Genomic DNA, 26249 nt, shown 5'->3' on the forward strand with positions numbered 1-26249 from the left:
GTGCGGTCCTTCGCAGTGATCCTCGGGCCCACCGCACGCCGAGGATTGTCCCGCCTGATGCCGGTGGCCCATCTGCTGCGCGCCGCCGGCGCCCGGATACGGGTCGAATACACGCAGACTGCGGAGCAGGCCGGCCAGTGCGCCACGGCGGCGCTGCAGAGCGGTGAGGTCGTCGTCGCCGCCGGGGGCGACGGCACGATCCGGCTGCTCGCCGGCGTGGTCGCCGACACCGGCGGTCTGCTCGGCGTCATACCCGCCGGTCGGGGCAACGACTTCGCCCGCCAGCTCGGGTTGCCGCACTCCCCGGACGCGATCGCGGACCTGCTGCTGCACGGACGGCCGCGGCACCTCGACGTCCTCCGCGTCGCTGGACGAACCATCGTCGGCAGCGTCTACGTCGGCGTCGACGCGGCGGCCAACGAGCTGGCGAACCGGTCGCGTCTGCCCGCGCCGCTGGTGTATCCCACCGCCGGCCTGCGGGCGCTGGTGCGCTGGCCGCGCACCCGGTACACGATCATGGTGGACGGCCGGACCGAGCAGACGTACGCCTACACGGTGGTGGTCGCCAACTGCGGTTACTACGGCGGCGGCCTGCACGTCGCCCCGGCGGCGCAGCCCGACGACGGGACGATGGACGTCGTGGTGATCGGACAGGCACCGAAGGTGTTGTTCCCGATCGCGCTGCGACAGATGCGCACCGGCCGGCACGTGCGGCGCGGGCACGTCTTCTCCTACCGTGGCACGTCGGTCACCGTGTGCGCCGACCGTCCGATGACCGTGTACGGCGACGGTGATCCCGTCGGCCGGACCGACGAGCTGCACGTCGAGGTCCGCCCGCGGGCACTGCGCGTCATCGCCGGCTAGCCTGGTCGCAGGTAGCCGTCGACCAGCAGCGCCAGCTCCCGGTCGAACTCGGCGACCGGCACGTCGTCGGCGACCGTGCGGACAGACAACACGAAGGACTGCGTGGTCAGAAAGACCGCGCGGGCCATGACGTCGGGTCTCCCGGGCCGGATCGAGCCGTCCTCGTGACCGTCGGCCAGCGCCGCCGCGAGGAACTGGAGCATCTCGTCCTGGCCGCTGCCCCGCCGGTCGAGCAGGTACGGGAGCAGCACCTCCGGGTCGACGTCACGGATCTTGCACAGCAGCGGATGGTCCCGTAGCTGCCCCGCCACCGCGACCACCCGCGACACCAGACGGGACCGCGCCGAACCGCCGGTCTCGACGTCCGCGGCCGCCATCAGCACCTGATGCCACTCCCGGCTCATCAGGTCGCCGATCAGGGACTGCACGTCCGGCCAGCGCCGATAGACGGTCATCCGCGAGACGCTGGCGCGTCGCGCCACGTCCGTCATCGTCGTGCGACGGACGCCGTACGCCAGCACGCAGTCCCGGGCAGCGTCGAGAACCGTGTCGTCGACGCTGCGCTCGCCGGACTGGCTCACCTCCACCACGCCGACTGTCTATCACAGGGGCGAGGTGGCCCCGGACGCGGACGCGCGCGCCACGGATGACGCGGGCACCGGGAACTGGCGGTGGTCAGTAGGCGTCGACCAGCTGCGTGCGCAGCTTGGCGAGCGCGCGGGCGAGCAGGCGGGACACGTGCATCTGCGAGACACCAACCTGGTCGGCGATCTCGCTCTGCGTCTGGTTGCCGTAGAAGCGCAGGGTGAGGATCTTCTGCTCCCGCTCGTCGAGCGTGGCCAGCGCCGGGCCGAGAGCCACCCGCAGCTCGGCCAGGGCGAACTCGCCGTCCTCGCCGCCCAGCATCTCGCCGAGTTCGGTGCCGCGCTCACCGTCACCGACCGGGGTGGACAGCGACACGGCGTTGTACGCCCGTGCGCCCTCCAGCCCTTCCAGCACCTGCTCCTCGGTGAGCCCGAGGTGGGCGGCGATGTCGGCGACCGTCGGCGACCGACCCAACGTCTGCAGAAGGGTGCTGTTGGCGTCCGAGATCGCCAGCCGCATCTCCTGCAGCCGGCGGGGCACCCGGATGTCCCACGTGCGGTCCCGGAAGTGGCGCTTGAGTTCCCCGACGATCGTGGGGATCGCGTAACCGGCGAAGTCGACACCACGGGAGGGGTCGAACTTGTCCACCGCCTTGATCAGCCCCAGTGCCGCGGTCTGCGTCAGGTCGCCGGTCGGCTCGCCCCGCCCGCTGTAGCGCCGAGCGAGGTGGTTGGCCAGCGGCAGCCATGCCTCGATCGCCCGGTCCCGCAGCGCGGCGCGCGACGGGTGGTCGGCGGGCAACGCCGCCATCGCGAGAAGAAGCTCGGTGGCGGGTGAGTCGGCGGAGGCGTCGTGGTCGGTGCGGGTGCTCGTCGTCGCGGGCCGGTCGGTGGTCGTGATCATGCTGGCTCCTCCGCATCACACCGGCCGCATTTCCGCCTGTCGGCGCCAACCGTATGAGCAGAGACTAGACCAAAGGTCAGGTGAAACCTAACCGAAAGGATGATGTGGCGCTGCCAGTCGCCACGCTTCACGTGCCGTCACCGCAGGCGGCGGCGTCGATGGCCACCCAGCTTCCGCGAGGGCGCTGTGGCTCCTCAGCGCACCGCGACGTCGGTTCGCGGGTCGGGGTTGCCGACCTCCCGCAGATGGCGCAGCCCCTCCGCCCAGGAGCGGCCCAGACTGGTTTCGTGGTAGTCGATGTCGTGCTTGGCGCAGAACCGCTGGACCAATGGCCCGGCGCGACGCAGGTTGGGGCACGGCATGTTCGGGAACAGGTGATGTTCGATCTGGTAGTTCAGGCCGCCGAACACGGTGTCCAGGAACCTTCCGCCGCGGACGTTGCGCGAGGTGACGACCTGCCGCCGCAGGTAGTCGAGGTTGTCCTCGGCGCCGAGGATCGGCATGCCCTTGTGGTTGGGGGCGAAGGAGCAGCCGAGGTAGAGGCCCAGCACGCCCTGGTTGACGAGGATGAACGCGACCGCCTGCGCGGGACTCAGGACCAGGAACACGGCGGCGAGGTAGCCGCCCAGATGCAGGACCAGCAGCCCCGCCTCTGCGGGTCGACGCGCCAGGCGGCGCGGGCCGAGGACAGCCCGCAGGCTGATGGCGTGCAGGTGCAGGCCCTCCAGCAGAAGTAGTGGAAAGAAGAGGTACGCCTGATGACGGACGAACAGTGCGCCAAGGCCGCGCCGTCGCCGGACCTGGTCGGTGGTGAATGACAGGGGCGCCACGCTGATGTCGGGGTCCATGCCTTCGGTGTTCGGGTGGGCGTGGTGCCGGTTGTGTTTGTCCACCCACCAGCCGTAGCTGATCCCGGTCAGGAGGTTGCCGTGCACGACGCCGATCAGGTCGTTCGCCCGGCGCGAGCGGCCTATCTGCCGGTGCCCGGCATCGTGACCGATGAACCCGGCCTGGGCGATCACCACCGCGAGGGCCACCGCCACCCCAAGCTGCCACCACGACTGACCGAGTCGCCCGAACAGCGTCCACAGCCCCACGAAGGAACCGACGACAAGACTGATACGCACGGCGTAGTGGCCTCGCCGCCGCTCGAGCAGACCCGCTGCGCGGACCTGCCGGGACAGGTCGGCGTAGTCACTGCCTCGTTGGCGGTCGACGCCGAGACTGGTGTCGCTCATGAACACAGCTCCGCTGGCCCCTGGTCCGCCAGGTTTCTCAACGGCGGCCGGTCAGGCGGGCCATGAGCTGTTGAAGCTTCTGTTGCGTGCTGGGCTTGGCCGCCTGGCGGCGACCCCTCTGCATCAGGTCACGCCCGCGTGGGCTGTTGAGCAGGCCCTTGATTCGTTGGCTCATCGATCCTGATGTCACGGCGCGCTCCCCTCGGGCCGGCCCCGCCGGCTGGCTTCCCGTACTGCCAGTTTCGCCTGACGAGCCTGCCGGTCGGAAGGGATTGGGCGGATTGCGCCAGAGAGGGCCGTGACGAGGTGGAAGCAACAGGTCGGAAAATCCCTTGTGCGCCAGCCGACGACGCGGTTACCTCACGCTGTGTCGATGACCGCTGCCGATCGAGTTGATTCCTACTTCATCTGCGGTACCCCGCGCACCGGCAGTTCGCTGCTCCTGGGGTTACTGGAGTCCACGGGCGTCGCCGGCCACCCGCAGGCATACTTTCGCGCTCCGGACGAGGCGTTGTGGGCTGAGCGGTGGCTGCTTCCCCGCACCGCTGACGGCGGCTTCGACTACGCCGCCTACGTACGCGCGGCACGTGACGCCGGACGTACCGACAACGGTGTGTTCGGCGCGAAGCTGATGTGGGGCACGCTCGACGAGGTGGTCGACAAGCTCGGCATGGTCCACCCCGACCTCACCGGCCAGGATGTCGCGTTGCTGGAGCGGGCATTCGGGCGTACCCGGTTCGTGTATCTGCGGCGTGACGACGTGCTGGCGCAGGCGGTGTCCTGGCTGCGGGCCGAGCAGACCCAGGCCTGGTACATCGGCGGCAACAGCGAGATCAGTGGTGGCGACCGCACCGGAAAGGAGCCGACTTTCGATAGGGAAGGAATCGACGGCCTCATCCAGACGATCGACGATCACAACGCCGAATGGCAGGCGTGGTTCTCCGCGACCGGCGTGCGGCCCCACGTCGTCCGCTACGAGGACCTCGATGAGGACATGGTCGCCGTCACGCGCGGGATCCTGCATTTCCTCGGCCTGGACATGCCGGCCGGTCGCGCTGTCGTGCCGCGACACCAGCGTCAGGCCGACGACCTCAACCGTGAGTGGATCCACCGGTACCGGGCCGGGTCGGGTGTTGGCGGACAGCAGGATCTCCCCGATCATGGTTAGGAGCAGCACTCCGCGCCGGCAGGTTAGCTGACCAGCGTGGTTGGATGGGCCGGTGCAGTTCACCGTGACAGACGCGCCGACGCGGGAGCGATTCGAGGCGCGCGACGAGGCGGGCGTGGTCGCCGGCGTGGTCACCTACCAGCTGACCGGCACCATCATCGTCTACACCCACACCGAGGTCGATCCGGAGTTCGAGGGTAGGGGCGTCGGGTCGACCCTGGCGCGTGCGGTGATGGACGACGCGCGGGCCAAGGGCCGGACCGTCGTTCCGCTCTGCCCGTTCCTCAGCGAATGGCTGGTCAAGCACCCCGAGTACGAGGGCATCGTGGCCCGATCGACTCGCAAGGTCAAATAGCGGTTCACCAGCCTGACCTGTCGACCAGTCCGGGCGGTAGGTCGTGCCCGGGGCGTCGTCACGTCACGGGCGGGACTGTTTCGCCGTTCACCGTCGGGGTGCCCGCCGGTGCCGTCATCATGACCGCGTAGCCGCTTCGGTTGCCAGGCGGGCGCCGGTGGTGGAGGGGGTGCGGCGAACGTGCGGGAGATGTCGGTAGCGCCGATGGTCACGGGGGCCGCCTCGCCGGGCCTGGCGGACATGGTGTGGGACAACGCGCGTCAGGATCCGCACGCGGTGCAGTTCCTGCGCCCGGCCCCGGTCTCCCCGGCCTGGCCGGCGGAGCCATCGGCACGCGGCGACGTGCCCGTGACGTGCGCGCAGTTCCGCGGTGACGTGCTTGCTCTCGCCCGCGGGTTCATCGACGCCGGGATCGGGCACGGTGACCGGGTGGGGTTGATGAGTCGCACCCGCTACGAGTGGACGCTCGTCGACTACGCGCTGTGGTCCATCGGGGCCGTCACCGTCCCGATCTACGACACGTCCAGCCCGGAGCAGATGGAATGGATTCTGTCCGACTCCGGCGCGGTGGGGTGTGTGGTCGAGGCCAACAGGCACGCCGCGATTCTCGCCGGCCTGCGCGACAACCTGCCCACCGTGCGTCAGGTGTGGCGGATCGACGCCGGTGACCTGATCGCGCTGGCCGGTCAGGGTGGAACCGTCGACGACGCCCAGGTCGACGTCCGCCGTACGGCGGTCACGGGCAGCGACATGGCGACGATCGTCTACACCAGCGGCACGACCGGCCGGCCGAAGGGCTGCGTGCTGACGCACCGCAACATCTACTGCGACATCGGCAACGCCACCGCGGTGCTGCCGGAGCTGCTGCATCCGGGAGCGTCGACGGTGCTGTTCCTGCCGTTGGCGCACGCGTTCGCCCGCCTGATCCAGGTCGGCATGGTGCTGACCCGCGCCACCCTGGTGCACAGCTCCGAGATGACCGGCGTACTCGCGCAACTACAGCAGCACCGCCCCACCTTCATCCTCGCCGTGCCGAGGGTGTTCGAGAAGATGCACACCCAGACGCGGCAGAAAGCCGCTGACGCACGCCAGGAATGGCTGTTCAGCATCGCGGACGCCGTCGCGGTGCGCTACAGCTACGCCATGGACACGCCAGGGGGCCCCGGAGGACTGCTGCGGCTGGCGCGCACGGTGTTCGACGTGATCGTCTATCGGAAACTGCGTGCCGCGCTGGGCGGCCGCTGCCGCACCGCGATCGTCGGTGGCGCCCCGCTCGGGGAGCGACTCGGGCACTTCTTCCGCGGCGCCGGCCTGACAGCGCTCGAAGGGTACGGGCTGACCGAGACGTCACCGGCGTTGACGCTGAACCTGCCGTCCTCGGTGCGGATCGGCACGGTCGGTCGCCCGATACCCGGCGTGGAGATCCGCATCGCCGACGACGCGGAGGTCATCACGCGCGGTGAGATGGTGTTCCCCGGCTACTGGAACAATCCCGACGCGACCCGGGCCACCTTCACCGCGGACGGGTGGTTGCGAACCGGGGACCAGGGCAGCCTCGACGACGACGGCTACCTGCGCATCACCGGCCGTACGAAAGAGATCATCGTGACGGCGGCGGGAACGAATCTCGCCCCCGCCCCGGTCGAGGAACGCATCCGCGCCCATCCCCTGGTCAGTCAGTGCGTCCTGATCGGTGATGACCGGCCGTACGTCGCGGCGCTGATCACCATCGACCAACATGAGTGGAGGCGGTGGGCAGCCGGCCACGGCCATTCCGGCGCGTCGGTAGCGGAGCTACGAGACAGCCCCGAGCTGTGCAGGGAGATCCAGGTGGCCGTCGATGAGGCCAACGGGACGGTGTCCCGGGCCGAGAGGATCAAAACGTTCCGCATCCTGCCCCGCGACCTCACCGAAGACGACGGCGAACTCACCCCCACCCTCAAGATCAAGCGTGCGGTGGTCGAGTCACACTTCGCCGCCGATGTCGACGCCCTCTACCACGGCCACTGACCCCGCGACCCGCCCCGAAGCGCCGGGGCGGCGGGCTCTCCGGCCCGCCGCGCCGGCGAGGATCAGGGTGAGTCCAGATCAATGCGTACCGTCAGCGGGCTCGCGTTCATCGCCTTCGAGGTGCGCACGCAGAGCCGGCGCACGAAGCTGCTCCTCCCGAGCATCCGCTGGCGCTCACGAGGGTCATCGTCCTCGACCATCCGCGCCGTCCCGGCCCGCCAGCGTGCGCGTGGTCCGCCGCCGACCTTCACCCGGACGCGGGGATCGGCCTCGACGTTTCGCACCCAGTCGGCACGGCGTCCCCGCTGCGAGACCAGCCAGAAGATGTCACCGTCCAGGCCATCACACACCGGGGTGTACCGCGGCCGGCCCGTACGCCGTCCGGTCGTCTCCAGCAGGGCATCGCCGGGGATCGGGAGTTTCCAGTTCCACGCGCGCCGGACGATCGGATTGATCAGGCGCTGCTGGAGCGCGCGAGGCATCCCGGCCAGCCAGGACACGTCAGGACCCGCCCTCAGCCCTGCCGGGCCTTCTGACGCCGGTCGGCCTTGTTGATCACGAAAGTCCTGCCTCGACGGCGTACCACGATCGAGTTCATCTTGTTCTTCAACCCGCGCAGTGAGTTCCTGACCTTCATCGCAGTCACCCTCCCCTGGTCGTATCCGGGTTCCGGCCGACGATCCGGTACCAGCGGGGCGATTCACCCGAGATGCGACACTCGCCCCTTCGCGGCTTCGGTCCGCCACGGTCGTTCTGCCATCGCTCCGCTCGCGTACCCGACGGGTCGTCGCTCATTCGTCGCGTCGGTGCCGGTTCGCCTCCGGCACGTCGGCGGCCGCCAGCACCGGTGGTGGGGGCGGGTACGGCTCATGGCGTCACCGGCCGTCGGTAGACCGACACGTGGTCGCGACTGCCGTCGGTGAAGGGCCGGCCCGCCCAGTCCTCCCACCGGTGTTCCCGGGCCATGCCCGACAGTTCGGCCATCAGGTCGAGTTCGGCGGGCCAGGCGTAACGGTGGTTCGCGGGAAGCAGGTCGACCCCGGTCCCGGTGAGCCGGATCTTGGTGGTGGTCATCCGCTGCTCCGCCGGGTGCAGCAGAGCGGCCTCCAGCATGACGGTGTCCTGCGCGACCCGGACCGGCCGCAGTGCCGCGCCGGCCCGGAACGCGGCCAGGTCCGGCACCCATGCCTCGACGACGAAGCGACCACCGGGACGCAGGTGCGCGGCGGCGTTGCGGAAGCACGCGACCTGCGCGGCCTGGTCCGGCAGCGCGAAGATCGTGTTGAACGCGAGGAACACCAGAGCGAACTCACCCGGCGCCCGGGTCGCGGCGAAGTCGCCGATGGCCACCTCGATCCGTTCCCCACCCGGCTTCTCCCGCAGTCGAGCGGCCATCGCCGGGGACCCTTCCACACCGGCGACGGTCAGACCGCGTTCCTGCAGTGGCAGTGCCAGCCGACCGGTGCCCACCCCGAACTCGCAGACCGGACCACCGTCCGCGAGTTCCACGAGCCGCTCGACCGCCGCCGTCGGATCCAGGTGCGCGAAGGCCTCGTCGTAGACGTCGGCCGGCACGTGCCGGCCGTACTCGCTCGCGTCGAACGGCAAACCGTGCCTCCTCAATCGCGGTGGCGAGCTCAGTGGCGGGCGGGCGCCCGCAGCACGTGCCCGTGTTCCGGCCGATCAAACCGCAGCTCCGTCGACCAGGCCGACCTGACGCACGCGTCCCGGCCCGGAGCATTCTCCCTACTCTCAGTCATCACGCGGACACGATGCGGCGTGAATGCCATCACCGCCGAGGGTCTCCGCCCTGATGCCGCGTGGCAGCCAAAAACTTTTGGTGGTTTCCTACAAATGAGGGGCGGGTGGTTCGGTGATTGCGTCATGGCGCTGCCAGCCGTCAGACGGAAGGGTGATCACTGCGGGGGCCGTCGTCTCTCCGCGAGCAGATCATGGTCTACCAAAGGGGTCAGTCGGGTGTTCAACCGTGTCGCCATCGTCAACCGTGGTGAGGCAGCCATGCGCCTCATCCACGCGGTCCGAGAGCTGGCCGCGGAGACCGGCGTCCGGATCGAGACGGTCGCCCTGTACACCGACGTCGACCGTACCGCCACCTTCGTGCGCGAGGCGGACATCGCCTACGACCTCGGTCCGGCGTCCACCCGCCCGTACCTCAATCTCGCGGTGCTGGAGCGCGCCCTGACCGAGACCGGCGCCGACGCGGCGTGGGTCGGCTGGGGCTTCGTCGCCGAGGACCCGGCGTTCGCCGAGCTGTGCGAGAAGATCGGCGTCACGTTCGTCGGGCCGAGCGCGGAAGCCATGCGCCAGCTCGGTGACAAGATCGGCTCGAAGCTGATCGCTGAGGAGGTCGGTGTGCCGGTCGCGCCGTGGAGCCGCGGCGCCGTCGAGACGCTGGCCGCCGCGCGGGCGGCGGCGGCCGAGATCGGTTACCCGTTGATGCTGAAGGCGACCGCGGGCGGCGGCGGGCGCGGAATCCGGGTGATCACCAGCGAGGCGGAGCTCGACGACGCGTACGAGCGCACCAGCCAGGAGGCGGCGCGGGCGTTCGGCAGCGGCATCGTGTTCCTGGAGCGCCTGGTCACCGGGGCCCGGCACGTCGAGGTCCAGGTGATCGCCGACGGGCAGGGCACCGCCTGGGCGCTCGGGGTCCGCGACTGCTCGGTCCAGCGACGCAACCAGAAGGTCATCGAGGAGTCGGCGTCGCCGGTGCTCAGCCCGGCGCAGGCGGCCGAGCTCAAGACGTCGGCCGAGCGGCTCGCCCTGGCGGTCGGTTACCGCGGCGCGGCCACCGTCGAGTTCCTGTACCACCCCGGCGATCAACTGTTCGCGTTCCTCGAGGTCAACACCCGGCTTCAGGTCGAGCACCCGATCACCGAGCTGACCACCGGGTTCGATCTGGTCAAGGCGCAGCTGCACGTCGCCTCGGGCGGCCGGCTCGACGGCGAGCCACCGGTGGAACGCGGGCACGCCATCGAGGCCCGGCTCAACGCCGAGGACCCGGACCGCGACTTCGCGCCGTCGCCGGGCCGCATCGCCCGGCTGGACCTGCCCAGCGGCCCGGGCATCCGGGTGGACACCGGCGTCAGCGAGGGTGACACCATCCCGGCCGACTTCGACTCGATGATCGCGAAGATCATCGCGTACGGCCGCGACCGTGCCGAGGCGCTCGGCAAGCTGCGCCGGGCGATGGCGAACACCACGGTGATCATCGAGGGCGGCGCGACGAACAAGAGCTTCGTGCTCGACCTGCTCGACCAGCCCGAGGTGATCGACGCCAGCGCGGACACCGGCTGGATCGACCGTGTCCGCGGCGAGGGCCGACTCGTCGCGCACCGGCACTCCGGAGTCGCGTTGGCGGCCGCCGCCATCGAGGCGTACGAGGAGGAGGAGAGCGTCGAGCGGCAGCGCCTGCTGTCGACGGCGTCCGGTGGGCGCCCCCAGGTGCAGCACCAGAGCGGCCGGCCGCTGGACCTCAAGCTGCGCGGGGTCACCTACCGCATGCGCGTGGCACGGGTCGGCGCGCACCGGTTCCGCGTCGGCATCGAGGTGGGCGCCGCGGTGCGCACCGCCGACGTCGAACTCGACCGGTTCGACCGCCACACCGGCCAGATCGTCGTCAACGGCGCCCGGTACCGCCTGCTGACCGGCACGCACGGGCCGACCCACCTGGTCGAGGTGGACGGCGTGACGCACCGGGTCAGCCGCGACGAGGGCGGCGTCGTCCGGTCCCCCATGCCCGCGCTGGTCGTCGCCACGCCGCTGGAGGTGGGCGCCGAGGTCGAGGCGGGCGCGCCGGTGCTGGTGCTGGAAGCCATGAAGATGGAGACGGTGCTGCGGGCGCCGTTCAAGGCGCGGCTGAAGGAGTGCGCGGTCTCCGTGGGCAGCCAGGTGGAGGCCGGCGCGCCCCTGCTGCGGCTGGAGCCCCTCGCCGACGACGCCGACGAGACCACGGACGACCCGACGGCCGGCTCCGTCGAGCTGGACCTTCCCGCCACCGCCGAGGAGGTTCCGGCGTACCTGCGTAGCCGGCGCGGCCAGGAGGACCTGCGCGGCCTGCTGCTCGGCTTCGACGTCGACCCGCACGACGACCGTCGCGTGCTCGACGACTACCTCACCGCGCGGCGGGAGGCCACCGAGGCGGGCCACCGGCCACTGGCCGAGGAACTCGACCTCGTCGACGTGTTCGCCGACCTCACCGAGCTGAGCCGCAACCGGCCGACGGGTGAGGACGGCGGCGCCCACGTCCGCAGCGCCCGCGAGTACTTGCACACCTACCTGCAGAGCCTCGACGTCGAGCGGGCCGCTCTGCCCGATTCCTTCCAGGGCAAGCTCGCGAAGGCGCTCGGGCACTACGGCGTCACCGACCTGGAGCGCTCGCCCCAGCTCGAAGCCGCCGTGTTCCGGATCTTCCTCGCCCAGCAACGCGCGACCGCCGACGCCGCGGTCGTCGCGGCGCTGCTGCGCTCCTGGCTGCGGGAGACCCCGCCGGACGAGACGCTGCGCGAGCCCGCCGGTCTCGCGCTGGAGCGGCTGGTGGCGGCGACTCAGGTCCGCTTCCCCGCGGTCGCCGACCTCGCCCGTGGCGTGGTGTTCGCCTGGTTCGCCCAGCCGCTGCTGCGCCGCAACCGCGCCCGCGTCTACGCCGAGGTCCGTGGGCACCTGAGGCACCTGGACGCGCACCCGGATGCGGCCGACCGCACCGAGCGCATCGCGGAGATGGTACGCAGCACCGAGCCCCTGGTACGGCTGCTCGGCCAGCGGCTCGTCCGTGATCACCTCGACAACGCGGTGATGCTGGAGGTGCTGACCCGCCGGTACTACGGCAACAAGGCGCTCACCAGCGTGCGCAGCAGCGACGTCGCGGGCTGCGCGTTCGTGGTCGCCGAGCGCGCGGACTCGAGCGTGGTCTCCGCCGCGGTGAGCTTCGACGCGCTCGGCAGCGCGCTGCGCGGGCTCGCCGAGCTGGCACGTGGCGAGGACGCCGTCGACGCCGACATCTACCTCGGCTGGGAGAACCAGCCGGAGGACTTCGACGCGATGGTGGAGGCGCTGCTCGAGGTCATCACCGCGCACCCGCTGCCGCCCCAGGTCCGCCGGCTCACCACCACCGTCGCGGGTCGCGGCGGAGCGGTGATGCACCACCACTTCACCTTCCGCCCGTCCGGCCCAGGGATGACCGAGGACCGGCTGATCCGCGGCCTGCACCCGTACATCGCGCAGCGGATGCAGCTGGAGCGGCTGCACCAGTTCGACCTGACCCGGCTGCCGTCGTCGGACGAGGAGGTCTACCTCTTCCAGGCCGTGGCGCGGGAGAACCGGGCGGACGAGCGCCTCGTCGCGTTCGCGCAGGTGCGTGACCTGACCGAGCTGCGCGAGCACGACGGCCGGCTGGTCGCGTTGCCGACGACCGAGGACGCCGTCGCGGCGTGCCTCGACTCGATCCGCCGCGCCCAGTCGCGGCGACCGTCGAAGACACGCTTCAACACCAACCGGATCGTGATCTACGTCTGGCCGCCGAGCGAGCTGACCCGCGAGGAGATGGAGATGATCGCCGGGCGCGTGCGCCCGACGACCGCGGGCGCCGGGCTGGAGGAGATCCTGTTCATCGCGCGGCAGCGCGACCGGCGTACCGGCGAGCTGACCAAGATCGCCGTGCGGATCTCCTTCGACACGGCGGGCGGCGCGGAGCTGGCCATCGGCGCGCCGCCGGTGGAGCCGGTCGAGCCGCTCGACGAGTACCGGTTGAAGGTGCTGCGCGCGAGCAGCCGCAACACGGTGTACCCGTACGAGCTGACCGGCCGGCTCGGTGACTTCGTCGAGCACGACCTCGACGACGACCACGCGCTGGTGCCGGTGGACCGGCCGAAGGGGCGCAACGGCGCCGCGATCGTCGCCGGGGTGGTCACCACGCCGACCGTGCGGCATCCGCAGGGTGTCACCCGGGTCGTGCTGCTCGGCGACCCGACGAAGTCGCTGGGCGCACTGTCGGAGCCGGAGTGCCGCCGGGTGATCGCCGCGCTGGACCTGGCCGAGCGGATGGGGGTGCCGCTGGAGTGGTGGGCGCTGTCCGCCGGAGCCCGGATCTCCATGACCTCGGGTACGGAGAACATGGACTGGGTGGCCGCGGCGCTCAAGCGGATCGTCGAGTTCACCCAGGCCGGCGGTGAGATCAACATTGTCGTCGCGGGCATCAACGTCGGCGCGCAGCCGTACTGGAACGCCGAGGCGACGATGCTCATGCATACCAAGGGCGTCCTGGTGATGACACCGGAGTCGGCGATGGTGCTCACCGGCAAGCAGTCGCTCGACTTCTCCGGTGGCGTGTCCGCCGAGGACAACTTCGGCATCGGCGGCTACGACCGGGTGATGGGGCCGAACGGGCAGGCGCAGTACTGGGCGCCGAACCTGACCGCCGCGCGGGACGTGTTGATGTCGCACTACGACCACACGTACGTCGCGCCCGGCGAGGACGCGCCCCGGCGGGCGACCACCACCGACCCGGTGGACCGCGACATCTCCGCCTTCCCGCACGACGTGGCGGGCAGCGCGTTCAGCACCGTCGGGGAGATCTTCTCCGCCGAGTCCAACCCGGACCGCAAGAAGCCGTTCGACATCCGAACGGTGATGCGGGCGCTCTCCGACCAGGACCACCCGGTGCTGGAACGCTGGGCGGGCATGGCCGACGCGGAGACCGCGGTGGTGCAGGACGTGCACCTCGGGGGCATCCCGGTGTGCCTGCTCGGCATCGAGTCACGATCGGTGCCGCGGCGCGGCTTCCCGCCCACCGACGGCCCGGACACCTACACCGCGGGCACCCTGTTCCCGCGGTCGTCGAAGAAGGCCGCGCGGGCGATCAACGCGGCCAGCGGCAATCGGCCGCTGGTGGTGCTGGCGAACCTGTCGGGCTTCGACGGCTCACCGGAGTCGATGCGCAAGCTGCAACTGGAGTACGGGGCCGAGATCGGCCGGGCGATCGTCAACTTCCGGGGGCCCATCGTCTTCTGCGTGATCTCGCGGTACCACGGCGGTGCGTTCGTGGTGTTCTCGAAGGCGCTGAACCCGAACATGACGGTGCTCGCGCTGGAAGGCTCGTTCGCCTCGGTGCTCGGTGGCGCTCCCGCCGCCGCCGTGGTGTTCGCCGGGGACGTCAACGCCCGCACGGCGGCCGACCCTCGCGTACGGGCCCTGGAGGCCCGGGTCGCGGCCGCGGCCGGCACCGAGCGCGCCGCGTTGACCGCGGAGCTCGACGAGCTGCGCTCCTCGGTGCGCGCGGAGAAGCTCGGCGAGGTGGCCACCGAGTTCGACCGCGTGCACAACATCCAGCGCGCCGTCGAGGTGGGCTCTGTGGACGCGGTGGTCCGCGCCGCCGAACTGCGTCCGCGCATCATCGACGCGATCGAGTCCCGTCTGCGCTAGCCGGCCGGTGCGGGCCGTCCCCTCGCGGGGGACGGCCCCACCTGCCGGGCGGGGGTCAGGGCACCATCCAGCCGAGGACCGGCGAGCCCTGGAGCGCGACCAGCACACACATGAACAACAGCAGGAGCAGACTCCAGCCGAACACCTTGCGGAAGATCTCCCCCTCCCGGCCCGCCATGCCGACCGCGGCGGCGGCAATGGCCAGGTTCTGAGGGCTGATCATCTTGCCCAGCACCCCGCCGGAGGAGTTGGCGGCCGCCAGCAGCACCGGGTCCAGCCCGGCCCGCGCCGCCGTCTCCACCTGCAACGCCCCGAACAACGCGTTGGCCGAGGTGTCCGAGCCGGTGACCGCCACGCCGATCCAGCCGAGGATCGCCGAGAGGAAGACAAACGCCCCACCGGCGGCGGCCAGGAACGCGCCGAGCGTGTTGGTCTGCCCGGACTGGTTCATCACGTACGCCAGGGCGAGCACCGCCATGACGGTGACGATCGCGTACCGCAGCTCGACGTAGGTACGCCCGTAGGCTCGCAGCGCCTGGCCGACGGAGACCCGCAGCACCAACGCGGTGAGCACCCCGGCGAGGATCATCAGTGTGCCGGCGGCGGGCAGCCAGTTGAGGGTGTACGTAACCGACGACAGCGGATTGCCGTTCCCGCCCAGGATGTCCAGGCCCGGCCAGGCGAACTTCACCGTCCACGGCTCCTTCGCCAGGACGTCCTTCACCACCCCGAGGTTGGCGATCGAGAAGATCGCGATGATGATCAGGTAGGGCGCGTACGCGCGGGCCACCTCCGCGGGGGTGTCGGCGAGCCGCGGAGCGGCCGCTCGGGTGTGGCCCGCCCCGGCATCGGCCGCCGTCCAATGCCGATCCTCCCCCGGCGCGTCGTCCGAGACGAACGGGTCCCCCGGCGGCGACTCGCCGCCCGGGCCATCGAGCGACGGCACTGCCGCGGTGGTCGTACCGGAGCGGCGGCCGGCCGTGGCGCGGACGGCGCCCGGGTCGGCAAGCTCGGCCTCGGCGGGCTCCCGGGCGGCCGGCACGCTCGCCACCTCCGGCTCGCGGCCCAGGTCGGCCGGGGTGACCGGGCGCCAGACGCGGATCAGCAGCACGACGGCGGCGGCCGAGACCAACGCCGCGACGATGTCGGTCAGCGGCACGGAGATGTAGTTCGCGGCGACGAACTGCGCCAGGCCGAAGGTCACGCCAGCGACCAACGCGGCGGGCCAGGTCTGCCGGATACCGCGCCGTCCGTCCACCAGGACCACCAGCAGCAGCGGTACGACCACCGCGAGGATCGGCGTCTGCCGGCCGACCATCGCGCCGAGGGTGTCCACGGTGAGCCGGGAGTCGTCATTGACGCCACTGGTGACGGTGGCCAGGGTGACGACCGGGGTGGCGAGCGCGCCGAACGCCACCGGCGCGGTGTTGGCCAGCAGCGCCACCGAGGCCGCGTGGATCGGGCGGAAGCCGAGCGCCATCAGCATCACCACGGTGATGGCGACCGGCGTGCCGAAGCCGGCCAACGCCTCCAGCAGCGCGCCGAAGCAGAACGCGATGATGATCGCCTGGATCCGCATGTCCGGACTAACCCGTTCGAACGAGCGGCGCAACACGTCGAAGTGTCCGCTCTCGACGGTGAGGTTGTAGACCCAGATCGCGTTGAGGACGATCCACAGGATCGGGAAGAAGCCGAAGGCGGCGCCCTCGGTGGCCGAGAGCACGGCCTGCCCGACGGGCATGGCGTAGATGGCGACCGCCACCACCAGCGCGACCGCGAGCGAGATCAGCCCGGCCAGCCAGGCCCGCACCTTCAGCACGCCGAGCAGCACGAAGAGGGTGAGCAGAGGCAGGACGGCGAAGATTGCCGAGAGCGCGACGGAGTCGCTGACGGGATCGGTGACGACTGTGAACTGGTCGAACATGGGTCACCTCGACGCTCGGAGACGGTGGCGGATGAATTGGGGCCCTACAGCAGCTCCTCCACCGGACGGGCGCGGAGGGAGGCGTCGAGGACCTGGGCGGTATGGGCCAGCGCGATGTCGCCGCCAGCGCGGGTCACCGCGGCGGCGACCTGCATGAGGCAGCCGGGGTTGGCGGTGACGAGCAGCCGCGCCCCGGTGGCCAGTACGGTGCGGGCCTTGCGGTCGCCGAGTTCGGCGGCCGGCCCGGGGTGGAGCACGTTCCAGATCCCCGCCGACCCGCAGCAGATCTCCGGGTCGGCGATCTCCCGCAGCTCCAACCCGGGAATGTCGCGCAGCAGCCGGCGGGGCTGGGCGCGGACGCCCTGGGCGTGGGCCAGGTGGCAGGCGTCGTGGTAGGCGACGGTCACCGGCAGCGGGTGCCGGGTGGCGACCGGACCCAGCTCGTCGAGAAGCTCGGACAGGTCACGCACCTTGCCGGCGAAGTCGGCGGCGAGCGCCGCGTAGCCGGGATCGTCCCGGAGCAGGTCGCCGTACTCCTTGAGGGTGGAGCCGCAGCCCGCCGCGTTGACCACGAAGAAGTCGATGCCGGCGGCGGCGAACGTGTCGAGCATCCGGCGGGCGAAGCGCTGCGCCTCCGCCTCGCGCCCGTTGTGCACGCTCAGCGCACCGCAGCAACCCTGCCGGTCGGGCAGAATGACCACGTCACAGCCCTCGGCGGCGAGCACCCGGGCGGTGGCGGCATTGACCTCGGGGAAGAACGCACCCTGTACGCAGCCGATGAGCATGCCGACCACGGCCCGCCGGGGACCGACCGCGGGAACCCGCTTCGGTGGGCGTTGCGGCCGGCGGAGCCGGGGGGCCAGGGACTCCAGCGCCGCCAGGGTGGGCGCCAGCCGGGGCAGCAGTCCGGTCCGCTGGACCAGACGGCGCACTCCACTGGCCTGGTACGCGCGCAGCGGGCCGCGTAACAGCCGCAGCCGCCGCGGGTACGGGAAGAGCGCGAAGATCGCCGCCCGCAGCGCCCGCTCCCGGGGACCGCGGTGGTGCCGGCGTTCGACCTGCTGCCGGGTGTCTTCGATGAGGCGGTCGTAGCGGACACCGGACGGGCAGGCGGTCACGCAGGACATGCAGCCGAGACACTGGTCGAAGTGGGTGACCATCGAGTCGGACAGCGGCTCACCCTCCAGGCCCTCCTTCATCAGGTAGATCCGCCCGCGCGGCGAGTCCATCTCCTCGCCCCACAGCACGTAGGTGGGGCAGGCGGGCAGGCAGAAGCCACAGTGCACACAGTCCGAGACCAGCTCGGCGGCGGGCGGATGGTGCGCGTCAAACGCGCCCTGGCCGGGCGGTTGGGCGGCCAGCCCGAGCACGTCGCGGGGCCCACTTGCCGGGCGGGTTCCGCCCGGCGAGCTGAGCGGCGCGGTCTCCGCGGACCGGGCCGCGCCCGCCGGATCCCGACGGTCGGGCTGCCGGGGAATGGACATCAGATCCCTCCCACGAATCGGCCGGGCGCGAGCCGGGCATCGGGGTCGAAGCGCTCCTTGACCCGGCGCATCAGTGCCAGACCGTCGACGGGCCCCCACAGGTCCACGCGGTCCCGTACGGGCGGGGGCGCGGTGAGCACCACGGCGTGCCCGGCGACGGCGGCGCTCGCCGTCCGCAGCGCGTCGATCAGGCCGGCGACCCGCTCCGGGTCGGCCGTGCCGGGCAGCCCGGCGTAGAGCACCCCGACGCCGGCCGAGCCGCGCAGCGCGAGCGGCAGACCACACCGATCGGCCGCCGCCCGGGCGTCGGCCAGCAACCGCGGTACGCCGGAGAGCGCGGCGGTCAGCTTCAGCCCAATGTCGCCGTCCCGCCACGGGTACCGGCCCCAACCGTCCGGAGGCTCGTCGGAAGCGGTGGCGTCGCCGCCGAGGAGCCGACGGGTCGCCTCCACGCGGGCAGCCACCCCGGCCGCGGTGCCCTCCAGCAGCACCGTCACCACCGCTCCCCCACCGGCCGGCGCGTCCACCTCCAGCGCGGTGGGCACGAGCTGCGCGGCGCGCACGGTGCCGGCGAGCCGTCCCGCCTCGGCCGGGTCGTCGGTCCGACGGGTGACGTACGCGACCGCGGACGGCAGCGGGTGCAGCCGGAACGCGCACTCGGTGATCAGCCCGAGCGTGCCGTACGCGCCGGTGACCAGCTTGGCCAGGTCGTAGCCGGCGACGTTCTTGACCACCTTGCCCCCGGCGTGCGCGACCACACCGTCGGCGCGGACCAGGGTGACCCCGATGATCAGGTCGCGCACGGTGCCGTAGAGCATCCGGCGAGGTCCGCTGGTGTTGGTGGCGACCGCGCCGCCGACGGTGCCGCCGGACAGCGGCGCGTCGAGGGCGAGTTGCTGGCGGGCGCCGGCCAGGGTGGCAGCCAGCTCGTCGAGGCGGGTGCCGGCCCGGACCACGGTGATCAGGTCACCGGCGGCGTGCTCGACCACCCCGGCCAGCGCCGTGGTGTCGAGGATCAGGTCGAGTCGCCGGGGCGGGCTTCCCCACGCCTGCTTCGTGGCCGCGCCGCGGACCGTCACCGCGAGGTCGAGGGCGGCGGCCGCCCGCAGCAGGGTCGCCGCTCCGGCGGTGTCGCGGGGTGTGGCGACGTAGCGCGCGGGCATCCCGGCGATCACGTCGTGGTCGCCGGCCGGCCGGACCGACTCGGAGCCGTCCGGGCGCCGGCCGTCGGTCGTGGTCTCGGTGGCGGCGGCGCGGAGCCGGTCGAGGATCGCGTCGGCGGGCATCAGAACGCCTCCGCCAGACCGGCCTCCTGCGCGGGGTGGACCCCCTTGCGTCGACCGGGGATCTCGCCGCAGAGCCGGGGGGTCGGAAAGACCTTGCCCGGATTCGCCAGACCGGCCGGGTCGAACGCGCAGCGCAGCAACTGCATGGTGTCCAGGTCGTCGTCGGTGAACATGCGCGGCATGTACTTCGCCTTGTCCATGCCGACGCCGTGCTCACCGGTGATCGACCCGCCGTGGCTCACGCAGAGGTCGAGGATCGCGCCGGAGACCTCCTCGGCGCGTTCGGTCTGCCCGTCGACGCCCGCGTCGAACAGGACGAGCGGGTGCAGGTTGCCGTCACCGGCGTGAAAGACGTTGGCGACCCGGATGCCACGTTCGGCGGAGAGTTCACCGATGCGGCGCAGCACCGCAGGCAGGGCGGTGCGCGGAATGACCCCGTCCTGGACGATGTAGTCGGGGCTGATCCGTCCGACGGCGGCGAACGCGGACTTGCGACCCTTCCAGAACAGCGCCCGCTCGGCGTCGTCGGCGGCGATCCGGATCTCGAACGCCCGGTTGTCCCGGCAGAGCTGTACGACCTGGTCGAACTGGGCGGCCACCTCCGGGTCGGGCCCGTCCAGCTCGACGATGAGCACCGCGCCGGCGCCGGCCGGGTAGCCACAGTGCACTGCCGCCTCGGCAGCGGAGATGGCGAGCGCGTCCATCATCTCCACCGCCGCCGGCACCACTCCCGCCGCGATGATCGCCGAGGTCGCCGCGCCCGCCTGGTCGGTGCTCTCGAAGGCGGCCAGCAGGGTGCGCACCGACTCGGGCAACCGGGTCAGCCGCACGGTCACCTCGGTGGCGATGCCGAGGGTGCCCTCGGAGCCGACGAACGCTCCGAGCAGGTCGTAGCCGGGGGCGTCGGGCGCCCGGCCGCCGAGGCGTACCCGGTCGCCGTCGGGGGTGACCAGCTCGACGCCGGTGACGTGGTTGGTGGTGAAGCCGTACTTGAGGCAGTGGGCGCCGCCGGAGTTCTCCGCCACGTTCCCGCCAATGGAGCAGATCTGTTGGCTGGACGGGTCGGGCGCGTAGTACCAGCCGTGCGGGGCGGCGGCCCGGGTGACCGCCAGGTTGATCACGCCGGGCTGCACCACCGCCCGCTCGTCGGACGGGGCGATCTCCAGGATCTCCCGCATCTGCGAGGTGACGATCAGGACGCCGTCGGCGTGCGGCAGCGCGCCCCCGGAGAGCCCGGTGCCCGAGCCACGGGCCACGAACGGGGTGTCGGCGGCGACGCAGGCGCGGACCACGGCGGCGCACTGTGCGGCGTCGGCGGGGAGGGCGACGAGGGCCGGGACCACCTTGTACTGGGCCAGCCCGTCGCACTCGTAGGTGCGCAGCTGTTGTCGGTCGCTGATCACCCGGTCCGCGCCGATGGCGGCTCGCAGCGCGGCGGTGAGAGCTTCGAGGTCCGTTCCGGCTGTGCTCATCGCCCACCTCCGCGCGTAGGGTCGGTCGTCGGTCAGGGCATCCGTTCGTACGCCGGCACGGTGAGGAAGTCGGCGAAGTCGTCGGCGACGGCGACCTCCATGAACAGCGCCCGGGCGGCGGTGTAGTCGCCCGGGTCGCCGGGGAGCTTGGCGATCTCCTCGTCGGCGATCCGCTCGACCAACTCCCGGGTGACCCGGGTGCCGGTGTCGTCGAGGGTGAGGTCGTTGTGCAGCCACTGCCACACCTGGCTGCGGGAGATCTCCGCCGTGGCGGCGTCCTCCATCAGGTTGAAGATGGCCACCGCGCCGGAGCCACGCAGCCAGCTGGCCAGGTACTGCACCCCGACGCTGACCGCGTTGCGCAACCCGGTCTCGCTGTGCGGGCCGGGGGTGGCGCCCACCGAGAGCAGGTCGGCGGCGACGACCCGTACGTCCTCGCGGGTGCGGTCGAGCTGGTTCGGCCGGTCGCCGAGCACCGTGTCGAAGACCTCCCGGCAGATCGGCACCAGGTCGGGGTGGGCCACCCAGGAGCCGTCGAAACCGTCGCCGGCCTCGCGGGTCTTGTCGTCGCGGACCTTCGCCAGGGCGGTCTCGTTGACCTGCGGGTCGCGTCGACTGGGGATGAAGGCGGCCATCCCCCCGATGGCGTGCGCGCCGCGTCGGTGGCAGGTCCGCACCAGCAGTTCGGTGTACGCCCGCATGAACGGCACGGTCATCGTCACCGCGTTCCGGTCCGGCAGAAGGAAGTCCGCGCCCCGGGTGCGGAACTTTTTGATCACGCTGAACATGTAGTCCCACCGGCCGGCGTTCAGCCCGGCGGAGTGCTCCCGCAGCTCGTAGAGGATCTCGTCCATCTCGAACGCGGCCGGGAAGGTCTCGATCAGCACGGTGGCCCGGATGGTGCCGCGCGGGATGCCGAGCCTCTCCTGGGCGGCCAGGAAGACGTCGTTCCACAGTCGCGCCTCGAGGTGGCTCTCCATCTTGGGCAGGTAGAAGTAGGGCCCGGCGCCGCGGTCGAGCTGCCGGCGCGCGCAGTGGAAGAAGTAGAGCCCGAAGTCGACGAGGCTGCCGGAGGTCCGCTCACCGTCGACGAGGATGTGCTTCTCGGTGAGGTGCCAGCCGCGCGGTCGTACCACGATCGTGGCCAGTTCGCCGTCGTGCAACGCGTACTGCTTGCCCTCGGGGGACGTGAAGGCGAGCTTGCCGTCGATGGCGTCGCGCAGGTTGAGCTGACCGGAGATGACGTTCTCCCAGAGCGGGGTGTTGGCGTCCTCGTGGTCGGCCAGCCACACCTTCGCGCCGGAGTTCAGGGCGTTGATGGTCATTTTCGCGTCGGTGGGTCCGGTGATCTCGACGCGGCGGTCGACCAGGCCCGGTGCCGGCTCGGCGACCCGCCAGTCGGCCTCGCGGATCTCCCGGGTCTCCAGCAGAAAGTCCAGCAGCCCACCGTCGGCCAGCTCTGCCTCACGCTGCCGTCGCAGGGCGAGCAGGTCCCGGCGACGCGGGTCGAAGGCGCGGTGCAGATCGGCGAGGAAGGCCAGCGCCTCCGGGGTGAGGATCTCGTCGTACCGGGGGTGCATCGGGCCTGTGACCTCGACGCCCGCAGGGATGGTCATCGACTCGCTCCTCACCGTGACATGCGTGGTGATCGATCGGACGCGCTCCTGCCGACTGTAGTTCTTGCCGTACGGGACCATGCCTGAGCGACGACACAGTCGCCGGGAGCGGTCGACCCGGTGCGGCGAACGGCGCTTCAGGCGCGGCGAGCGGCAGATGGGCCGAACCGTGCGGCGGCGAGGGGGCGGATACGACCCGAAACACCGGCCCGGCGCCGCCATGATCGGCCGGCCGCGCCGGTCCCCACCTGCGGTCGAGCCGCCCGTTGATCTGCCAGCGCCACCAACCTTCGGAAGTTTCGAACCGAACGACACCAGCACTTCGCAGGTCACGCGGCGGATTTCCGGAAGTGTTCGACCTTAATGGGGTCCATCGACAGCCTTAACGTTTCGGGCAGGTTTCGGGTCTCCACCCGAAGAGCTGTCGGAGCCACCACGGTCAGCCCGAGACCTCGGACACCCGACACCGACCCTGCTCCCAGCCCATCAGCACCATGCCCGCACCCTCCATCTGATGATCGATAAAGATCGATTGGTGCCGAAAGGAAGGCAGATGAAGCAACGACGGTGGATCAGTGTCGGCGCGGTCGCGGTCGCGACCGTCGCGGCACTGAACGCGGTGCCGGCCACCGCGAGTCGGCCGTACGATCCCACCGCCCAGAGCCTGGCGGCTCTCGGGCTGCGGCACGGTCTCCAGGTCGGCACCGCGGTGGACATGGCGGCCCTCAACGACGCCAACGACCCGCAGTACCGCAGGCTGGTCGCCTCCGAGTTCTCCTCGGTCACCGCGGAGAACGCGATGAAATGGGAGAGCCTGGAGCCCACCCGCGGCGTCTACGACTGGGCGGCGGCCGACCAACTCGTCGAGTTCGCCAGGCGCAACAAGCAGAGCGTGCGCGGCCACGTGCTGGTCTGGCACAACCAGTTGCCCACCTGGCTGACCAGTGGCGTCGCCGACGGCTCCATCAGCAAGCAGGAGCTGCGCGAGCTGCTGCGCAAGCACATCACCACCGTCGTCAACCGCTACAAGGGCAAGATCTGGCAGTGGGATGTGGTCAACGAGGCGGTCAGTGACCCCTGGGACACCCCGTCGACCCTGCACTACAAGGGCTTCTGGGCGCAGAACCTCGGGCCCGGCTACATCGCCGACGCGTTCCGCTGGGCGCGGGCCGCCGACCCCCGGGCGCTGCTGTTCTACAACGACTACAACATCGAGGCGTTCGGCTCCGGCAACCCCGCCGACGACAAGTCTCAGTTCGTCTACGACATGGTCAAGGGGTTGCGCGCCCAGGGCGTCCCGGTCGACGGCATCGGCTCCCAGGGCCACCTGGGCACGCAGTACGGCAACTACGACACCCTCCAGGTGACCGCCGCGCTGAAGAAGTTCACCGCGCTCGGTGTCGCCACCGCGTTCACCGAGGTCGACGTCCGCAGCGAGATGACCGAGGCCGTCCGGGCCGGCAACGCGGCCGAGATCAACCCCCGGTTGCAGGCGTCGGCCGCCAACTTCAGTGTGCTGATGAAGGCCTGCCTGGCCGTGCGCAGCTGCCTGTCGTACACCGTCTGGGGCTTCAGTGACCGGCACTCCTGGGTGCCGGGCTGGTTCAACGACCCGCCAGAGGGCCTGGCCACCATCTATGACGAGAACTACCAGCCCAAGCGGGCGTACCACGAGCTGAAGTCCGACCTGATCTTCGCCGGCCCGCCGTACGTCCTGCCGCGCACCACTCCGAAGCCGCGCCGCTGACCGACCGCTTCGGCTGAGCCGACGAGGGTCACCGGAGCACGACCGGGCCGTGTGGGGCTCCGCGCCCCACACGGCCCGCGGGCATGGTGCTCCTGCCGGTGGGCCGGCAGTAGGATCGCTGCACCTCGGCGACGACTGTCGCCTGCTTCATCCGGAGTCCGCGTGTCCGAGCAGTCAGCCGTCGACGTCACCCGCGAGACCCGTCTCCGGAGGCGCCTCCTGCTGGACGGTGCCACCGTTGGTCATATTCCGCGGACCGCGCGTGGCTGACCGTTGGTACCGATCTCTCCGCTGGGCACTGGCCGTCGTGTGCCTGGTCGCCGCCGCCACGGTGCCGGCCCGTCCGCCGCTGGCCACCAGGACCGAATCCTCGGCCCTGCGGGTGCTCCAGCTGAACCTCTGCAACAGCGGCCGCGCCGGCTGCTACACGGGTCGGTCGGTGACCGCGGCGGTCGAGGTGATCAGCGCGGAGGTGCCCGACGTGGTCTCTCTCAACGAGACCTGCCGGGGCGATGTGGCGGTGCTGGAGGCCGCGCTGGCGACCGTCCACCCCGACGATACGGTCATGTCCGCCTTCAAGGCCGCCGGCGACCGCCCCAGCGGCGCCGTCACCCGATGCCTCAACGGTGAGCCCTACGGCATCGGACTGCTGACCCGCGTCGATGCGACGACCACCCCCTACACGGTGCGGAGCGGGATCTACCCGGCGCAGGATGTCTCGGACCCTGAGGAACGAGCCTGGCTCTGCGTCCAGGTCCCCGGCTCGCTGCACGCCTGCACCACACATCTGGCGGCCACCAGCATCACCGTCGCGCTCGACCAGTGCCGTCACCTGCTCGACGCGGTCGTGCCAGCGATCCGCAGGAGCGTGGGGTACGCGCCGACGGTGCTGATCGGCGACCTCAATCTCCGGCACGACCGTTCCCCCGACGTGCGATCCTGCGTGCCGCCGGAGTACCTGCGGATCGACGACGGCGCGCTGCAACATGTCATGACGACACCCGACGTCACGATCTGTTGCCGCCGCTCGATAGGAATGCACGGGGCGACGGACCACCCCGGGCTGCTGGCCACGCTCACGATCGAGGGCAGACATCCCGGCTGGACGACCCCCGCACAGACCGGGGCACCCGCCCGCCCGGCGTAGGCCCGAGCTGCCTGAACCAGATCACGGTGCGGGGCGCGCCTGTCCCCCGCGCGGGCGCAGGGCCTCGCTGCGGCTAGCGAGCAGGCTTCCGTCGCTGGCTATCGCAGAATGCGGGCGACGGCGCCGTTGACGGACACGTCCTGCACGGATGGTCGTGGCTGCGGCGCGTCATCCGCGCGCCACCGCGCCACGGACACGATGCCCGGATCGACGAGCTCCATCCCGGCGAGCAGCTCGGCGAACTGCTCCGTGCGCCGGGCGCGGAACCGCCCGTCGTGATTGCTGGCTTCGAGCTTCGCGGTCACGGTCGGTGGCATGTATTCCCAGGTGACGTGCGAAGCGACCACGTAGCTGCCGGCAGGGAGCGCGGCGACGAGTCGGTCGAGGATGCCCTTGGGGTCTTCGTCGTCACGGATGAAGTGCAGGATCGCCACCAGCATCAGCGCGACGGGCTGGGACAGGTCCAACGTGGTCCGCAGGTCCGGATGGGTGAGGATCTTGTCGGGCTCACGCAGGTCGGCGTCGAGGTAGGCGGTGCGGCCCTCGGTTGTGCTGTTCAGCAACGCGCGGGCGTGGGCGAGGACGATCGGGTCGTTGTCGACGTAGACGACCCGGGCTGACGGATCGATCGCCTGGGCGACCTCGTGGGTGTTGTCGGCGGTCGGGATGCCGGTGCCGATGTCCAGGAACTGCCGGACGCCCTCTTGCGCCAGGAATCGCACCGCCCGCTGCAGGAACATCCGGTTCTCGACCGCGGCCAGCCGGATCGTGGGCATCGCGGCCGCGAGGGCGTCACCAGACTCCCGGTCAGCAGCGAAGTTGTCCTTGCCGCCCAACAGGTAGTTGTACCTGCGAGCCGGGTGCGCGACCGTGGTGTCGATCCGGTCCGCCGCTGACAGTTCCCCGCTCCGGCCAGTCACCAGACCCCCCATCGCCGCGTTCGATTTCTACAAGGTACACACCCGACGGTCGTTGCGAATGCCCTCGGAGAGCGGCGCCACGGCACGGCCCAC

20 protein-coding genes are annotated in these 26249 nt (G+C 71.2%); 7 read left to right on the forward strand and 13 right to left on the reverse strand.

Features of this window, described 5'->3' with window-relative positions; genetic code table 11:
* Positions 1 to 864 carry a diacylglycerol/lipid kinase family protein gene (locus ACWD6N_RS16580; RefSeq protein ID WP_450004963.1) on the forward strand — a complete coding sequence of 288 codons (864 nt, stop codon included), beginning with the start codon at positions 1 to 3 and terminating at the stop codon, positions 862 to 864.
* Here the strand turns inward: ACWD6N_RS16580 and ACWD6N_RS16585 are convergent.
* The 4 genes from ACWD6N_RS16585 to ACWD6N_RS16600 form a co-directional block, all read right to left on the reverse strand.
* Positions 861 to 1454, reverse strand: coding sequence for a TetR/AcrR family transcriptional regulator (locus ACWD6N_RS16585; protein WP_354965693.1), 594 nt, complete (start codon positions 1452 to 1454; stop codon positions 861 to 863). The two genes, ACWD6N_RS16580 and ACWD6N_RS16585, sit on opposite strands and share 4 nt — an antisense overlap.
* An 85-nt stretch (positions 1455 to 1539) precedes the next feature.
* Positions 1540 to 2352 (reverse strand): RNA polymerase sigma factor SigF, encoded by an 813-nt coding sequence (locus ACWD6N_RS16590; protein WP_387327429.1) that lies wholly within the window; start codon positions 2350 to 2352, stop codon positions 1540 to 1542.
* 194 nt (positions 2353 to 2546) lie between these two features.
* Entirely contained in the window at positions 2547 to 3590 is a 1044-nt protein-coding gene (locus ACWD6N_RS16595) for a fatty acid desaturase family protein (protein WP_450004964.1), read from the reverse strand.
* A gap of 37 nt (positions 3591 to 3627) precedes the next feature.
* Positions 3628 to 3765: a hypothetical protein gene (locus ACWD6N_RS16600; RefSeq protein WP_354965695.1), complete on the reverse strand. Its 138-nt coding sequence runs from the start codon at positions 3763 to 3765 to the stop codon at positions 3628 to 3630.
* 198 nt (positions 3766 to 3963) lie between these two features.
* Here ACWD6N_RS16600 and ACWD6N_RS16605 point away from each other — a divergent pair, with 198 nt between their 5' ends.
* From ACWD6N_RS16605 to ACWD6N_RS16615, 3 genes are all read left to right on the forward strand, one after another.
* On the forward strand, positions 3964 to 4758 hold the full coding sequence (locus tag ACWD6N_RS16605; protein ID WP_450004965.1) for a Stf0 family sulfotransferase: 795 nt from the start codon (positions 3964 to 3966) through the stop codon (positions 4756 to 4758).
* A 52-nt stretch (positions 4759 to 4810) separates the two neighbouring features.
* The gene (locus ACWD6N_RS16610) at positions 4811 to 5113 is read left to right on the forward strand and encodes a GNAT family N-acetyltransferase (RefSeq protein WP_354965697.1); all 303 of its coding nucleotides are present in this window, start codon (positions 4811 to 4813) and stop codon (positions 5111 to 5113) included.
* Positions 5114 to 5293: 180 nt separating this feature from the next.
* The gene (locus ACWD6N_RS16615; RefSeq protein ID WP_450004966.1) at positions 5294 to 7123 is read left to right on the forward strand and encodes an AMP-dependent synthetase/ligase; all 1830 of its coding nucleotides are present in this window, start codon (positions 5294 to 5296) and stop codon (positions 7121 to 7123) included.
* Positions 7124 to 7185: 62 nt separating this feature from the next.
* Here the strand turns inward: ACWD6N_RS16615 and ACWD6N_RS16620 are convergent, their stop codons facing one another.
* From ACWD6N_RS16620 to ACWD6N_RS16630, 3 genes are all read right to left on the reverse strand, one after another.
* Positions 7186 to 7605: a nitroreductase/quinone reductase family protein gene (locus tag ACWD6N_RS16620; protein WP_387327442.1), complete on the reverse strand. Its 420-nt coding sequence runs from the start codon at positions 7603 to 7605 to the stop codon at positions 7186 to 7188.
* Between the two features lie 32 nt (positions 7606 to 7637).
* On the reverse strand, positions 7638 to 7760 hold the full coding sequence (locus ACWD6N_RS16625; protein WP_089020301.1) for a ribosomal protein bL36: 123 nt from the start codon (positions 7758 to 7760) through the stop codon (positions 7638 to 7640).
* Between the two features lie 230 nt (positions 7761 to 7990).
* Entirely contained in the window at positions 7991 to 8731 is a 741-nt protein-coding gene (locus tag ACWD6N_RS16630; RefSeq protein ID WP_387327447.1) for a class I SAM-dependent DNA methyltransferase, read from the reverse strand.
* Between the two features lie 369 nt (positions 8732 to 9100).
* On the opposite strand from ACWD6N_RS16630, the gene ACWD6N_RS16635 reads away from it, so the two are divergent.
* Positions 9101 to 14560: an ATP-binding protein gene (locus tag ACWD6N_RS16635; RefSeq protein WP_450004967.1), complete on the forward strand. Its 5460-nt coding sequence runs from the start codon at positions 9101 to 9103 to the stop codon at positions 14558 to 14560.
* Positions 14561 to 14615: 55 nt separating this feature from the next.
* Here the strand turns inward: ACWD6N_RS16635 and ACWD6N_RS16640 are convergent, their stop codons facing one another.
* Genes ACWD6N_RS16640 through aceB form a run of 5 tightly spaced genes read right to left on the reverse strand, consistent with a single transcriptional unit; the run spans position 14616 to position 22342 of the window.
* Positions 14616 to 16484: an L-lactate permease gene (locus ACWD6N_RS16640; protein WP_387327453.1), complete on the reverse strand. Its 1869-nt coding sequence runs from the start codon at positions 16482 to 16484 to the stop codon at positions 14616 to 14618.
* Between the two features lie 44 nt (positions 16485 to 16528).
* Entirely contained in the window at positions 16529 to 17968 is a 1440-nt protein-coding gene (locus ACWD6N_RS16645) for a (Fe-S)-binding protein (RefSeq protein WP_387327456.1), read from the reverse strand.
* Positions 17968 to 19254, reverse strand: coding sequence for an FAD-binding oxidoreductase (locus ACWD6N_RS16650; RefSeq protein WP_387327459.1), 1287 nt, complete (start codon positions 19252 to 19254; stop codon positions 17968 to 17970). Before ACWD6N_RS16650 ends, ACWD6N_RS16645 begins: the two co-directional genes overlap by 1 nt.
* The gene (locus tag ACWD6N_RS16655; protein ID WP_387327462.1) at positions 19254 to 20726 is read right to left on the reverse strand and encodes an FAD-linked oxidase C-terminal domain-containing protein; all 1473 of its coding nucleotides are present in this window, start codon (positions 20724 to 20726) and stop codon (positions 19254 to 19256) included. Before ACWD6N_RS16655 ends, ACWD6N_RS16650 begins: the two co-directional genes overlap by 1 nt.
* Positions 20727 to 20758: 32 nt before the next feature.
* Positions 20759 to 22342 (reverse strand): malate synthase A, encoded by a 1584-nt coding sequence (aceB, locus tag ACWD6N_RS16660; protein WP_387327465.1) that lies wholly within the window; start codon positions 22340 to 22342, stop codon positions 20759 to 20761.
* Positions 22343 to 22895: 553 nt separating this feature from the next.
* Between aceB and ACWD6N_RS16665 the strand changes: the two genes are divergently transcribed.
* Both ACWD6N_RS16665 and ACWD6N_RS16670 read left to right on the forward strand, forming a co-directional pair.
* On the forward strand, positions 22896 to 24089 hold the full coding sequence (locus tag ACWD6N_RS16665) for an endo-1,4-beta-xylanase (protein ID WP_387327468.1): 1194 nt from the start codon (positions 22896 to 22898) through the stop codon (positions 24087 to 24089).
* Between the two features lie 262 nt (positions 24090 to 24351).
* Positions 24352 to 25236 carry an endonuclease/exonuclease/phosphatase family protein gene (locus tag ACWD6N_RS16670; protein WP_449935777.1) on the forward strand — a complete coding sequence of 295 codons (885 nt, stop codon included), beginning with the start codon at positions 24352 to 24354 and terminating at the stop codon, positions 25234 to 25236.
* A 98-nt stretch (positions 25237 to 25334) separates the two neighbouring features.
* On the opposite strand, the gene ACWD6N_RS16675 is transcribed toward ACWD6N_RS16670, so the two are convergent.
* A complete protein-coding gene (locus tag ACWD6N_RS16675) occupies positions 25335 to 26156 on the reverse strand; it encodes an SAM-dependent methyltransferase (protein ID WP_387327474.1) in 822 nt (273 codons plus the stop codon).
* Positions 26157 to 26249 lie beyond the last annotated feature (93 nt).

It is taken from the genome of Micromonospora sp. NPDC005163 (assembly GCF_053599835.1).

What these genes read in the sequence shown, in the direction of transcription:
- ACWD6N_RS16590 (WP_387327429.1), bottom strand. Translation starts at nt 2,352, where the DNA reads ATGATCACGACCACCGACCGGCCCGCGACGACGAGCACCCGCACCGAC.
- ACWD6N_RS16595 (WP_450004964.1), bottom strand. Translation starts at nt 3,590, where the DNA reads ATGAGCGACACCAGTCTCGGCGTCGACCGCCAACGAGGCAGTGACTAC.
- ACWD6N_RS16600 (WP_354965695.1), bottom strand. Translation starts at nt 3,765, where the DNA reads ATGAGCCAACGAATCAAGGGCCTGCTCAACAGCCCACGCGGGCGTGAC.
- ACWD6N_RS16605 (WP_450004965.1), top strand. Translation starts at nt 3,964, where the DNA reads ATGACCGCTGCCGATCGAGTTGATTCCTACTTCATCTGCGGTACCCCG.
- ACWD6N_RS16620 (WP_387327442.1), bottom strand. Translation starts at nt 7,605, where the DNA reads ATGCCTCGCGCGCTCCAGCAGCGCCTGATCAATCCGATCGTCCGGCGC.
- ACWD6N_RS16625 (WP_089020301.1), bottom strand. Translation starts at nt 7,760, where the DNA reads ATGAAGGTCAGGAACTCACTGCGCGGGTTGAAGAACAAGATGAACTCG.
- ACWD6N_RS16640 (WP_387327453.1), bottom strand. Translation starts at nt 16,484, where the DNA reads ATGTTCGACCAGTTCACAGTCGTCACCGATCCCGTCAGCGACTCCGTC.
- ACWD6N_RS16645 (WP_387327456.1), bottom strand. Translation starts at nt 17,968, where the DNA reads ATGTCCATTCCCCGGCAGCCCGACCGTCGGGATCCGGCGGGCGCGGCC.
- ACWD6N_RS16650 (WP_387327459.1), bottom strand. Translation starts at nt 19,254, where the DNA reads ATGCCCGCCGACGCGATCCTCGACCGGCTCCGCGCCGCCGCCACCGAG.
- ACWD6N_RS16655 (WP_387327462.1), bottom strand. Translation starts at nt 20,726, where the DNA reads ATGAGCACAGCCGGAACGGACCTCGAAGCTCTCACCGCCGCGCTGCGA.
- aceB (WP_387327465.1), bottom strand. Translation starts at nt 22,342, where the DNA reads ATGACCATCCCTGCGGGCGTCGAGGTCACAGGCCCGATGCACCCCCGG.
- ACWD6N_RS16665 (WP_387327468.1), top strand. Translation starts at nt 22,896, where the DNA reads ATGAAGCAACGACGGTGGATCAGTGTCGGCGCGGTCGCGGTCGCGACC.